Source organism: Parapedobacter pyrenivorans, assembly GCF_014636865.1.
In the GTDB taxonomy this organism is placed as follows: Bacteria; Bacteroidota; Bacteroidia; order Sphingobacteriales; family Sphingobacteriaceae; genus Parapedobacter; species Parapedobacter pyrenivorans.
In genome coordinates, this window is record NZ_BMER01000001.1 from 128455 (window position 1) to 141684 (window position 13230).

General features: G+C 50.5%; 9 protein-coding genes. 6 read left to right on the forward strand and 3 right to left on the reverse strand.

Going from position 1 to position 13230, the window contains the following annotated elements:
- Positions 1-7 precede the first annotated feature (7 nt).
- The 6 genes from IEV98_RS00525 to nagA are packed head-to-tail and all read left to right on the forward strand — an operon-like array spanning position 8 to position 8367.
- Positions 8-1558: a SusD/RagB family nutrient-binding outer membrane lipoprotein gene (locus tag IEV98_RS00525; RefSeq protein ID WP_188503994.1), complete on the forward strand. Its 1551-nt coding sequence runs from the start codon at positions 8-10 to the stop codon at positions 1556-1558.
- A gap of 10 nt (positions 1559-1568) precedes the next feature.
- Positions 1569-3608 carry an alpha/beta hydrolase family protein gene (locus IEV98_RS00530; protein ID WP_188503995.1) on the forward strand — a complete coding sequence of 680 codons (2040 nt, stop codon included), beginning with the start codon at positions 1569-1571 and terminating at the stop codon, positions 3606-3608.
- Positions 3609-3618: 10 nt separating this feature from the next.
- Positions 3619-5061, forward strand: a complete 1443-nt coding sequence (locus IEV98_RS00535) for a Gfo/Idh/MocA family protein (RefSeq protein WP_188503996.1) — start codon at positions 3619-3621, stop codon at positions 5059-5061.
- 30 nt (positions 5062-5091) lie between these two features.
- Positions 5092-5838: a glucosamine-6-phosphate deaminase gene (locus IEV98_RS00540; RefSeq protein ID WP_188503997.1), complete on the forward strand. Its 747-nt coding sequence runs from the start codon at positions 5092-5094 to the stop codon at positions 5836-5838.
- Positions 5835-7145 (forward strand): sugar MFS transporter, encoded by a 1311-nt coding sequence (locus tag IEV98_RS00545; protein ID WP_188503998.1) that lies wholly within the window; start codon positions 5835-5837, stop codon positions 7143-7145. Before IEV98_RS00540 ends, IEV98_RS00545 begins: the two co-directional genes overlap by 4 nt.
- A gap of 19 nt (positions 7146-7164) precedes the next feature.
- Positions 7165-8367, forward strand: a complete 1203-nt coding sequence (nagA, locus tag IEV98_RS00550) for an N-acetylglucosamine-6-phosphate deacetylase (protein WP_188503999.1) — start codon at positions 7165-7167, stop codon at positions 8365-8367.
- Positions 8368-8447: 80 nt separating this feature from the next.
- Here nagA and IEV98_RS00555 read toward each other — a convergent pair whose 3' ends face one another.
- From IEV98_RS00555 to IEV98_RS00565, 3 genes are all read right to left on the reverse strand, one after another.
- Positions 8448-9614 (reverse strand): SGNH/GDSL hydrolase family protein, encoded by a 1167-nt coding sequence (locus IEV98_RS00555; RefSeq protein ID WP_229738491.1) that lies wholly within the window; start codon positions 9612-9614, stop codon positions 8448-8450.
- A gap of 89 nt (positions 9615-9703) precedes the next feature.
- The gene (locus tag IEV98_RS00560) at positions 9704-11041 is read right to left on the reverse strand and encodes an alpha/beta hydrolase family protein (protein ID WP_188504000.1); all 1338 of its coding nucleotides are present in this window, start codon (positions 11039-11041) and stop codon (positions 9704-9706) included.
- 29 nt (positions 11042-11070) lie between these two features.
- On the reverse strand, positions 11071-13209 hold the full coding sequence (locus IEV98_RS00565; RefSeq protein ID WP_188504001.1) for a DUF5722 domain-containing protein: 2139 nt from the start codon (positions 13207-13209) through the stop codon (positions 11071-11073).
- Positions 13210-13230 lie beyond the last annotated feature (21 nt).

Genomic DNA, 13230 nt, shown 5'->3' on the forward strand with positions numbered 1-13230 from the left:
TACAGTCATGAAGAATTTGCTTTTAATTACATTCGCTGCATCACTGACCCTGTCGTGTACGGATAACTTTACGGAATTGAATACCGACCCTAGCAAGCTCACCGAAGCCGGGCCCCGGGAAATGCCTTTTATGTTTTCGCGGGCACAATCCGCCGCAGCGATGGACCGGAGTTTCTACCAAACCGTACAGAACCTGGGGCCTGACCTCTATGCGCAGTACTTTGCACTTTCCGTAACGTCTTTCCAAACGGACCGATACGTGCTCACTGCCGACTGGCAACGTCGTTTTTGGACGGTTGTATATGCCAACACGGCCCCGCAACTCAAAGCCATCATGGAAAATTCAGCTTCTGCCTCTGGCGAACAGGCGCTTGCAAACATCTTGTGGGTGTACGCATTCCATCGGCTTACCGATCAATTTGGTCCTGTGCCTTACTTCCAAGCTGCAGACCCCGTAGAACAAATCCCCTATGATAGCCAAGAGGCCATTTACGATGACTTTTTCAAGCGACTGGACCAAGCCGTTACGGATCTCAAGGCACTTGGTTCGGACGCAACGATTTTTCAGGGTTTCGACCTGATGTATAATGGTGATGTAAACAGCTGGATCTTATTTGCCAACACGCTACGTTTACGATTGGCGTTACGCATTGCAGGGATCAGCCCCGATAGAGCACAACAGGAAGCGGAAGCCGCAGTAGCCGCCGGTGTATTGACAGACAACGGTCAAAACGCGTCGTTGGCCAAATCGCTGAAAGGCAATGATACCCACGGCCTGGCCCAGACCGCAGCATGGAACGAATTTGCCATGAGCTCGACCATCGCTTCATACCTTAAAGGTTATAGCGACCCGCGCCTTGGCAAATATTTCCAGCGCGATGTGACCAACGGACAATTTAACAGCTTGCGCAACGGGCTCCCGCCTTCAGCGCTCAATAACCCCCGCAACAACAGCGCACAAAACTCCAATGTGGGCACCTATTGGGTCAATTGGTCTGCCGCTTCTGGAGCTTGGACACCCAACCTCGAAGCCAGGTTTCATGTGATGAGCGCCGCTGAAGCGTGGTTCCTCCGGGCGGAGGGCGCCATCAATGGGTGGAACATGGGTGCGGCAGCCCGTGAATGCTACGAACAGGGGATTACCACCAGCCTCGCACAATGGGGAGCAGACCAAGCGGCAATCAGTACCTATCTAACGTCTGCCGAGCTGCCTGCTTCACCCGGCGACACCGAAAATTCGCCAGCCGTGGCCACTACGCCAATTGAATGGGCATCCGATGAATCGACACAACGCGAACAAATTGGCGTACAAAAATGGCTGGCTTTATTTCCCGACGGGATGGAAGCCTGGGCGGAATTCCGCCGCACCGGATTCCCGAAAATGTATCCCGTGGTAGAATCGGGCAATGCAGATTTGCCATCGGGCACTTTTATCAACCGCTTGCCGTTTCCTATTGTAGAGGAGAACAATAATGCAGCGGAACTGGCTAAAGGGCGGGCACTCCTTGGCGGCCCCGACAACGCAGCGACACGCCTCTGGTGGGACGTAAACGAGTAACTAAATAGATATGAAAAGATTAATATGGGTCATCCTAACGGGCCATCTGCCGTTTTCCGTGTGCGGGCAGGAATCTTTATTGCCGCGTGTACATGAGGTGGAGCCCATAGACTACCCGGCCATGCAACTCAGGTTAGGTGCCGCTAAAGTTGCACAACGGCAACAGCTGCCCCAAACCGCTGCAGATTGGAAAACCCTTGCCAAGCGGTTGAAAGCTCGGATTGCACACGATTTGGCACTACCTTATCAACACAATTTGTCATTGGATATGCGCGAAACAGGGATGGTGCAAGGCGAGGGCTTTACCATCCGTAACATCAGTTTCCAAACCCAGCCCGACGTACTGGCTACAGCCAACCTATACGTGCCGGACGGCAAAGGCCCTTTCCCGGCCGTAGTCATCACCCACGGCCACTGGCCCGATGGGCGCCGGGCCCCTCTTTTCCAAGCAGTAGCGCAAACACTGGTACGCAATGGGTATGTATGTCTCAACATCGATGCCTGGGGGGCCGGCGAACGAGGCACATTGCCTGGCCAACAGGAATACCACGGTGCCAACCTCGGCGCATCGCTGATGAATGTGGGGCACACCCTCATGGGCTTACAGCTTGCCGATAATATGCGAGCTGTTGATTTATTGGCTTCATTACCCTATGTAGACAGCACGCGAATCGGTGCCACGGGAGCCAGTGGTGGCGGCAACCAAGCGATGTGGCTCGCCGCCATGGATGAACGCATAAAAGCAGCTATGCCGGTAGTGAGCGTCGGCACCTTTCAATCGTATATCATGAATAGCAATTGCGTATGCGAACTGCTGCCCAGCGGACTTACCTACACTGAAGAGGCGGGTGTGTTAGCATTAGTGGCTCCACGTGCCCTGAAAATCATCAATGCCGTGGAGGAGCGGAACCCCAGCTTCATGCCCCAGCAAATGCTTATTTCTTTCCAACAGGCCAAGACGATGTACCACATACTCGGTGCCACGGACCACATCGCCTATCACATTGCCGCCGGAGGCCATGATTACAGCACCGAAATGCGCGAACACCTCCTTGGTTGGTTCGATATGCACCTGAAAGGTGACGGAAACGGTACTCCGAGGGAAACGCCCCCCATATCACTCGTCGAGTCATCGCTCCTCGCCACGTATCCCAAGGGCAACCGTGATGGCGCGGTCGTGACTACCGAAAGGTATTGCCAATTGGAAGGCAACCGGCTCAAAACTGAACAAGCGAACGCCCAGTTACCCTCACTGACCGTATTGCGAGACTCGCTGCAGCAGTTATTGCAGCTCCAACCGCTCACGGCTGTGCAGGTAAACAATTATTCCCCGAAAGACGGATGGATACGGATGTCGGTGGAAACCAATGCAGGGAGCATTATCCCGATTTTATATAGCCCCCCGGCCCAGGGGGGCCGTTATGCACTGCTACTACATAGCAGCGGCAAAGACAGCATCCCCAATACGCGTATCCAGCAACTCCTCAACCAGGGCTATGGCGTGATATTGGCCGACCTGTGGGGCACAGGCGAACAAGCTTCGGCAGAGGCTCTGCGGATAGACGGTGCGCAGCCGCCATTTCATACACTGGCCCGCTCGGCGCTATGGCTCGGGAGACCAATTATGGGAATATGGGCTGCGGAAATACAACTACTCCTGCAACTCTGTACCGACCGGCTGGAGGCCAAAGGTATCCACATGGAAGCTTATCGAGATGCCGCATTGGCCACCGCCTACGCTTTAGCGCTTTCAGAAGCCCCCAACGTTGAATTCCGGGCGGTAGATTTTCCATACAGCTACCTTTTCGACAGCCGTGTAGGCATCGAACATTATTCGATGGCCGTACACGTACCACGCATCCTGCAATGGGGAGATGTATCGCAACTACTGGCCATGAGTCGGGCCCAATTAGCACTCGATGGCGTCCGGACGCTATCTGGCAGGCCATTGAGCCATCATGAGCAGTTGGTTTACCAACAGGAAATTGAAAACATCGCGAGACAGGCCGGTCTATCGACGACGGTACGTTTCATTGAGACAACGCCATAAACTACAGCGCATGACAACCAACAGAAGAACATTTTTAAAACAATCCGGTCTCGCAGGCGCTGGGTTACTGGGCACTTCATTGCTCGGGACAGCCTGCGCAGAAAATGTCAAGGCCGGGGACGACTCCCTGGCTCACATCCGCCAGCAGGCAAGCCAATCGCATATACAGCAATTCAACATGTGCGGTTATGCCGCACCTGCAATCGAGACGGTTCGCATCGGGTTTGTCGGTGTAGGCAACCGGGGATCAGCGGCGGTAGAACGGATGAGTTACATACAGGGTGTAGCAATCAACGCAATCTGTGATGTGCGACCAGCGAAAGCGGAAGCAACTAAACAGCGCATTAAAAGTACAGGGCATGAAGCGACTTTGTATACGGAAAGTGACGAATCCTGGAAAACGGTCTGTGATCGGGATGATATCGATCTGGTGTACATTGCAACTCATTGGAAAATGCATACCCCAATCGCGCTTTATGCAATGGAGCAAGGTAAACATGTAGCAGTAGAGATACCCGCAGCAACCACCGTGGAAGACTGTTGGAAACTCGTCGAAGCTTCCGAGAAAATGAAGAAACACTGCGTTATCCTCGAAAACTGCTGCTATGATTTCTTTGAGTTGCTCACGCTTAATTTGGTGCGCCAGGGTTTCTTCGGCGAATTGGTCCATGCAGAAGGCGCGTACATCCACGATATTCTTCACAGCTTGGTCGATCCCGAAAAGCGTTACGACTTTTGGCGGTTGGAAGAAAATACCAAACGTAACGGTAACCTATACCCTACCCATGGACTCGGACCAATATGCCAGGCGTTGGATATCAACCGGGGCGACCGCCTCGAATACATGACTTCCATGGCTTCCAACGATTTTATGCTTAGCTCACTAGTGGAAGAGGCCGCTAAAGAAACTACTGAACTTAGGAAGCACGTCGGCCCGACTTCTCGGGGCAACATGAATACAAGCGCTATTCGTACGGCTAAAGGCAAGACCATCATGCTTCAACACGATGTTTCGTCACCCCGGCCGTATTCGCGTATCCACCTACTGAGCGGCACCAAGGCAACGGCCCAGAAGTATCCACTACCGGCCCGCATTGCCACAGGACATGAAGGTTGGTTAGACGAGCAGGCTTTTGCGGAACTCGAAGCAAAATATACGCCAGCCATTGTCAAAAAAGTCGGTGAGCTCGCCAAACAAGTTGGTGGCCACGGTGGCATGGATTTCCTGATGGACTGGCGCTTGATCGATTGCTTGCGTAATGGGCTACCCGTAGACATGGATGTGTATGATGCAGCGCTGTGGAGTGTCATCGGACCGCTCAGCGAATGGTCTGTGGCAAACCGCAGTGCGCCGATCGATATCCCCGACTTCACCAACGGGGCCTGGAAAGCCAATCAACCCGTGGATATCTCCCTGGAAAAGGGCGGAACTACAACCGTTAATCTTGGATAATTTTTACATAAACTATTTTTACTCACACTAATGAACATTCAGATTTTAGCAAGTCCACATGAACTAGGCATAGCAGCTGGCAAAGAAGCCGCGGCACACATTAAAATGGCAATAGCTGATAAAAACGCAGCAAACGTAATCCTGGCCACTGGGGCAAGCCAGTTTGAAACACTTAAACAATTAGTCAGCGAAACGGGCATTGATTGGTCGAAAGTAACCATGTTTCACCTAGACGAATATATTGGGCTGCCTGAAAGCCATCATGCAAGTTTCCGGAAGTACCTACGTGAACGCTTTCTGGACCTAGTTCCTTCGTTAAACGCCTCCTATCTCATCAACGGGGAGGGCGACCCGCAGGCAGAAGCAGACCGCTTGGGCAAACTAATCAGCCAGCATCCAATCGATGTGGCCCTCGTGGGCATTGGTGAAAACGGGCACCTGGCCTTCAATGACCCCCCAGCTGATTTTGAAACGGAAAAACCCTACCTCGTGGTTAATCTAGATGGTCCATGCCGAGCCCAGCAATTTAATGAAGGTTGGTTTGATTCGGTCGAAGACGTACCTTTACAAGCGATCAGCATGTCCGTCCAACAAATTATGAAATCACGCCACATCATTTGCTCCGTACCGGATGCGCGCAAGGCACAGGCGGTGAAAAACAGCCTGGAACAGGAAGTAAGCAACCAATTCCCCGCCAGCATCCTCCAACAACACGCCAGCTGTAGCTTCTATTTGGATAAGGAATCCGCAAAATTACTTTCCACAAGCAGCGTATGACATTACTAACCGCTGCGGAATCACTCACTAAAAGGCAAACAGCGATCTCGATCGTTATCATCGGGATGCTATTTTTCATTTTCGGATTCGTATCGTGGGTCAATGCGATCCTGATTCCCTATTTCAAGATTGCCTGTGAGCTCAACCATTTCCAATCCTACCTCGTTGCATTCGCGTTCTATATCGCTTATTTTGTGGTGTCCGTGCCCTCGGCCTATTTACTAAAGCGGGTCGGTTTCAAGAAAGGCATGATGGTAGGCTTTTGGCTGATGGCGGTGGGAGCGGCCATCTTCGTACCGGCGGCCTTGGCAAGGATGTATGAGCTATTCCTATTGGGGCTCTTCACGCTGGGTGGTGGTTTGGCTATCCTGCAGACGGCCGCCAATCCCTACATCACCGTATTGGGCCCCAAGGAACGAGCCACACAGCGCATCAGCATCATGGGTATCTGCAACAAGGGGGCTGGCATCCTCGCGCCGCTGGCATTTGCGGCTGCGATACTTCGGCCCACGGACAGCGAATTGTTCGCCCAGATTCCGCTAATGGATGAGCATACACGCGCACAGGCACTGGATGCGCTGATCCGCCGCGTGATTGTTCCATACACGTGTGTAAGTGCGGTGCTGTTTACTTTGGGTTTGGCAGTCCGCTACTCCCCCTTACCGGAGATCGATACCGAGCATGAGTCCGCCGAAGTTGCCTCGCGCAACGAAGGCAAAACCAGTATTTTCCAGTTCCCCCACCTCATCCTCGGTGCGCTGGCCATCTTCCTGCATGTAGGTACGCAGGTAATCGCCATTGACACCATCATCGGTTATGCTGGCTCGATGGGCATGGACCTGCTACAAGCCAAGTCGTTCCCCTCGTATACACTGACGGCAACAATTGTCGGCTATCTAATCGGTATTTCCTGCACACCTCGGCTCTTCAGCCAGCTGACGGCGTTGCGGGTTTGCACACTGCTGGGATTGACTTTTTCCATAGGCATATTATTACTTTCCGGCAATGTCCGGCTACTGGGGCACGAAGCGGATATCTCCATCTGGTTCGTTGTGCTGCTCGGCCTGGCCAATTCGCTCGTATGGGCAGGAATATGGCCGCTTGCGCTGGACGGCTTAGGCCGGTTCACCAAACTGGGCGGATCAATTATGATCATGGGCTTATGCGGAAACGCCCTGCTTCCACTGCTTTATGGCTACCTCGCCGATAACATTTCGCTCCGCGATGGGTATTGGGTGTTGATTCCGTGTTACCTTTACCTGATATTTTATGCTTTTAAAGGCTATCGCCTGCGCAGGTGGGCCTAAGAATAAACGATTAGTGCCAATGGAACATAACAAGCCAATCAAGATTGTGAATGCAACGGCGATTACGCCCCAACGTATGATCAAGGAGTGCTGTATCGTATTGAGCGACGGAAAAATACTCGATATCGGCACTGGAAACATCGATGTACCGGGCACTCTAGTGATCGATGCCCAGGGACAATTCGTGGGGCCGGGGTTTATTGACCTGCACATCCACGGCGGTGGTGGCCATGATTTCATGGACAACACGGTGGAAGCTTACCTTGCCATTGCGGAATGCCATGCGCGTTTCGGTACCACTTCCATGTGCCCGACCACACTGACCGCCGAAAAAGAGGATCTACTCAAAACACTGTCCATTTATGAAGAGGCCAATCGACAAAACCAAAATGGGGCGCAGTTTATCGGCTTGCATTTGGAAGGCCCTTATTTTGCCGTGAGCCAACGTGGTGCCCAGGATCCCAAATATATCAGAAACCCCGATCCGGCGGAGTACCAAGAGATCTTAGCAAGTTCTCCGCACATACGCCGGTGGAGCGCAGCTCCTGAGCTACCAGGTGCCATGGCATTTGGCCGTTACCTGCGCTCGGAAGGCGTGCTTGCGGCTGTCGCGCACACCGACGCAGTGTATGAAGATGTGGTAGCCGCCGTGGAAAATGGCTATTCGCTGGCTACGCACCTATACTCCAGCATGTCGGGCGTAACCCGACGCGCGTGTTTCCGGTACGCCGGGGTCATCGAGGCGGCATACCTGATTGATGAAATGGACGTGGAAATCATTGCTGATGGCGTGCATTTGCCCACACCGTTGTTGAAAATGGTGCACAAATTCAAAGGCGCCCACCGAACAGCCCTGATTACCGATGCTATGCGTGGCGCGGGCATGCCAGCGGGCGAAAGCGTGCTGGGCAACAAGGAAACCGGCCTAAAGGTCATCATCGAAGATGGCGTCGCCAAGCTTCCCGACCGCAGCTCATTTGCCGGTAGTGTGGCCACCGCCGACCGATTGGTACGCAACATGGTGCAGCTGGCCGGAGTAAACCTGCTGGAAGCGATACAGATGATCACCACGACGCCCGCCCGAATCATGGGCCTGCAGGACCGGAAAGGATCGCTGACCATAGGCAAGGATGCGGATCTTGTCATTTTTGATGAGGGGATTAACATCCGGCATACCCTGGTTGGAGGTAACGTAGTTTATCAATCCCAACCCGCATCGTGAATCGCCATTCCAAAAACATAACACAAAAAATCGGGGAGAACCTTTAAGACGCTGTGAGGGAACAGGTACGCAGCCTTTATTTACTCATATATTTCGGGTATATCAACTAGTGTCCGTGTGTACATTTGGAGGGAGCCCTTTACATTGGGGTGGTGATAAATCTTACCCCAATCATAATCTTCAAAATACATCGTGGTTTTGTCTACTTCTTGCCCATCGTGATTTAACGATGTCGCAAGGTCGAATTTACACCCTTTTATACCGTACTTTTGGCGGACACTTTCGATGATAGCGTTTATCGGTATCTGCGTGCCGCTTTCGTTGCTCGGAATATTGTTCAGTATCGGTATAGACCCTTGGGAAAGAATATACTCCACCAGTTCACTTAGGTTTTCCTTGGTGTTTCCACCGTTGGTACCAATAGTAACCATCACGTATTTTGCTTTTATAAAGGGAAGTTCATTTTTTATCCGCTCCATTAATTCCTTGATGGTCGTACCTCCTCTACCACTAGATATTGCTGTGCCGGTCATGTTTTGCATGATAAGCTGCGGCCAGGACTTGGGAAAATCCACGGTAGGAAAATATCCTTCCGGTTCCGTGATGGAATCCCCATATATCAACAGTGTTAAGTCAGCTTCCTTAGCCAGCACACAGATTTGCTTGACCAACATTTCGCTCCCTACTTCCAAACCAAAACAATAATAATCATACTGACGCCCTACGAAAAAACCTGTACCAACAGCACCGCTACCAACACCTCCTGTACCATCCATCGTGGCGGAGACCTCGTCAGAATAACCAGAATACAAATCAATAATCTTGATTTTCGATGTTTGATAATCGCGATGAACTTCCACAATATAGTCATGGCTGGCGTCCAAAAAACTTACCGTTTTTTCTGTAATGGGATCCGTGCCAATTGCTATCCGCTTATTGGCGATATCCACATAGGCTTTAAAATCCCCTTTATCGCTATGGAAAACCGCTCTGCAGTCACCTGAAAATCGGACGTGATAACGCACCAGCCGCTCGGCCAAAGCATAGTAATGGTTTAACTTCACAACGCCACCATTTCCCGCGATACGCAATCCCATTTCGGTAAATTGGACATTAACACCTTCCATTACCAGTTCTTGATAGTTTCCTTTTTCGGTGATGGTCCTATTATACAGTACGGAGGTAGGCTGTGCTACAGGGAAGGCAGCATTCGCGATTTGTGCATTCAGCAAGCAGGCCGAACTCATCAATAATGTGCAAAATATGTGATACTTCATCATAACAATACTTGGTGGACTAATGCAAATTATTGACCTGATTCACTAACCATAAGATATCAATCAACTCTAGTAAATACGGTTCTTGGAGACTCCATATCGAAATGATTGACAGTACTGATACTCACGTTTGCACCTGCACCCGCCGGCACCATCACCACCGTTTTCAGTTCTGGCAACCCCGACATCGGTATCGCCTCATCGCCATTGGTATCGAAGCGCTGATAAACGCCATGTTCCGGAAATCGTGCAATCAACTGGTTACCGTTATAGATATTGAACTGCTTGATGCCCGACTCGACATCAGCAGTGGCTTGCCAACTCAATTCTACGGCAACGTTGTGTAAGCGCTTATGAGTTAATCCATAAGGGGCCGGTGGCGGAGTTCGGTCAACTACCGTTCCGGTGATGACATACTCTTTCCATTTGGCGGCGACCATTGAGTCTGGCAACCAAGACAACGCCATCGGTGTTGAGGTGTATTCCGCATACTTATAAGTATTCGTCAATAGCGTATCACCTAGCCAACCCGTTGTCTCATCGATATCCCTCATAGCGGTAAAGGAAACGGATTTTCCCATAGGAAGCCGTTTGGCGAGTACCGACGAATAAAAGGGAATAGCCATATAGCGAACGAAGCTATAATTATGGTTTTGGTAAGGCGTGTGTGCAATGCTGGCGAGCCCTCCCGCTGACCTGAGCTTATGAAATGTATTGACTGCTGTTTCCCAGCATTTTCCATCCGGTGAATTGCTATCATTCGCGCCCGCATGGCGAATCATCACGGGTATTTTCAACGCTTCGTCTGGGTACGCCCACTGTGGATCGAAAGCGGGCGAATAACAAAATGCGGCCAATATCCTTTCGGGATAATCTTTCATCATTCCTAGCACCCAATGTCCGCCGCCGGAATGCCCCCATAAAAGCCAAGGGGCGTCCCTCAATTCAGGGTAGTTGGAAGCTTTCCCTACTTGTTCTAAAGCTTTCAATAGCGAGGGGCCAGATCCGGATTCGGGATTTTTCCAATCATGGCATCCCGATTCATAATACAAATCGGGGCCAACGACCGCCAATCGCCACTTCTTGGCAAATGCTTGATATTGCACATCGTAAGCCGTGGCTACACCACGCCCCTCCATGCCACATCCGTGCTGGTGAATAAACGCACCCCGGACAGTATCCACACCGGTAGGTATGAACACATTGTACACTGCGTAGTTAGCGGTATCGAGGTTTTTAACGACCACACGATATACGATACCATTTTCTGTGGGATACTCTTCTACCTGCGACTCCACTGAGCTTTCTACCTGCGGAATACCGCTGACTTGTTGCGAAAATAACAGCCCGAAGGACATACAGGCAATCGCGACCATCCAAGTTTTTAATCTTATCATATTGCTTCGCTTTTTTGAACAGACGATTATCATTCCAACACATCCCCCTTATAAATCGCTTCCTCCCAGTTTTTTACTCCGATAATTGGCCTTGCAAAGGCGCAGGCTTCATCCTCTTTTGGCGTATCCAATGATTGATAAAGGTACCATATCGGCTTCCTGCCAGAGGGATCTTCATCGTCAGGAAAACGTCTTAAGCCTAACTGTAAGCCTCCTTCACCCCGAAAATCCCGCCAAAAATGATACTGAAAAGTTTCTATACCATCCAACGCTTTCATCTTTTTCCAAACGTAAGCCAGACTGGCAGCCTGTTCGGCGAGGTCGCCCGGTGAATAAGTCCTGGAATTGGGCCCTTGTTCTGAAAAATGTATCGTTCGGCGCTTAATACCCCTGAAAAACGTTGCGGGCTGCTTTGTCCAAGCGTCCAACACCTCGATGTTCTTAAAGGTAATCAGGGGACTCCGATACGTATAGTCAACACGTTTATCAAGCCAGCTCTTAGGTTCAAACAAGGATTCAGGAAACGGATGGTAAGCAATGCCCCATTCAAAATCACCCTCTTTTCGGGAAAATTCCAACAGCGTAGCTAACAACACGGTTGCTGGATAAAACTGCGGATCAGACACTTGGTCCCAATGGTGGTCCAATGATATAAATACCTTAGCGTGGGGATTATACTGCCGTGCGATACAATAGATAGCACGCATGGATTTATGGTAAACATCCATATAACGTCTGGGATGCTTTTCTCCTATATTCGTCCAAACCCAGCCTGCGCTGATTTCATTGTGCGCTATCCAGTGATGTATCCTCCCGTATTTTTTATCTACCCGGCCATACCGGCTGGCCAAAAAGTCGAGCATCGCGGCATAATGTATCACACCTTCTTTTGTGGTCAAATCGGGCATCGTATATATTCCCGATGGATCGTGGTCAGGATGGGGAAGCACTGACGCGATTTCCTTGTCAGGAGTAACTGAAGGATGATCTATTAGAATAATCGCTGACACGATAATGTTTCTTTTCGTTGCTTCCATGATGGTCGCGTCCATCTTTCCCAACCAGTCGGCATTGATATAAAATGTACGGCCGTTGTATACATGAGCCAAGGTAGCGCTATTTCGTTTCGACCGGAGTATTTCCCGCGACCAGAAATTGACATTAACGCTAGTTATACCCAGAGAATCAAGGTCTTCGATCATTTTCGGCCTTGACGCGTCGAAATCGGCCAACCCTTTTCTGTTTGACGGCCTTTCCTCAGCATACTGATTTGCAGTGTAGATACTATCTGGATACCGGATATGGCTTTGTGCGGAAAGTCGACCTCCAACCTTCTTAGTAATCATCCACCGTGAAAGAGCACGGTCATCGCCCAAAGGATTAAAACGCTCGACCTTCCGCTCAAACGCTTCACCAGAACCAAGCGGTACAATGTGTGTGATATCGTCGAGCGCATACGCATCCATCCACAACGGAATTTCGGCTAAAAAAAGGGAATCCCGATTTCCCGCTTGCCCGTTGATTGTCAGTACATCCTTACCCACTTCCACACGTGTTACCTGCGACCCAAAAGAAGCAGACAGATAACTGTTCATAAGTGCCAGCAAGCGTCGCTCCGAGGCCTGATTTTTCGCCTTCTCCTTATTACGCTTTTTTTCGATAGCAGTAGGGGCACGCAAATGCAGATTCCGGATATTTAACACATATCCCCTTTTATCGCCTAGCGATATCCGAAGGTAGTCACCTGCTTTCCCCCAACTATCTTTAATTTGAGCCAACGAAATCGAGTGTAATGACCATCCTTCCCTGATTCCAAGCGAGGTATCCAACTGTCGTTCATTACCGCCCGTATCCAATAGTGCAATCGTCAGTTTATCCAGGTAATCGGTAGCAAAATACTCAAAGCTCAGAACGTTATATTCTTCAGGAAGTCCACCGATAAGCGGGAGCGTATATAAAGTTGGAGTGGCTCCGGTTGCCTTAAAAGAGAAATAGCCCGTCTGCTCGGTCCATTCGATGTCGGTTGATTGTGCCTTATGAAATTGAAGTGGCCAGGGACCAATAAACCCATTACCGGTCAAAACATCGTCGTAATCCACTATTCGACCGGCCAATAAAAAAACCGGCAGTAACGATATAACGCTTACAAACCAGATGCGCACATTCATAGCATAGACTTTAATAAATTG

Coding starts and splice junctions, on each gene's coding strand:
- IEV98_RS00525 (WP_188503994.1), top strand. CDS start 8: ATGAAGAATTTGCTTTTAATTACATTCGCTGCATCACTGACCCTGTCG.
- IEV98_RS00530 (WP_188503995.1), top strand. CDS start 1,569: ATGAAAAGATTAATATGGGTCATCCTAACGGGCCATCTGCCGTTTTCC.
- IEV98_RS00535 (WP_188503996.1), top strand. CDS start 3,619: ATGACAACCAACAGAAGAACATTTTTAAAACAATCCGGTCTCGCAGGC.
- IEV98_RS00540 (WP_188503997.1), top strand. CDS start 5,092: ATGAACATTCAGATTTTAGCAAGTCCACATGAACTAGGCATAGCAGCT.
- IEV98_RS00545 (WP_188503998.1), top strand. CDS start 5,835: ATGACATTACTAACCGCTGCGGAATCACTCACTAAAAGGCAAACAGCG.
- nagA (WP_188503999.1), top strand. CDS start 7,165: ATGGAACATAACAAGCCAATCAAGATTGTGAATGCAACGGCGATTACG.
- IEV98_RS00555 (WP_229738491.1), bottom strand. CDS start 9,614: ATGAGTTCGGCCTGCTTGCTGAATGCACAAATCGCGAATGCTGCCTTC.
- IEV98_RS00560 (WP_188504000.1), bottom strand. CDS start 11,041: ATGATAAGATTAAAAACTTGGATGGTCGCGATTGCCTGTATGTCCTTC.
- IEV98_RS00565 (WP_188504001.1), bottom strand. CDS start 13,209: ATGAATGTGCGCATCTGGTTTGTAAGCGTTATATCGTTACTGCCGGTT.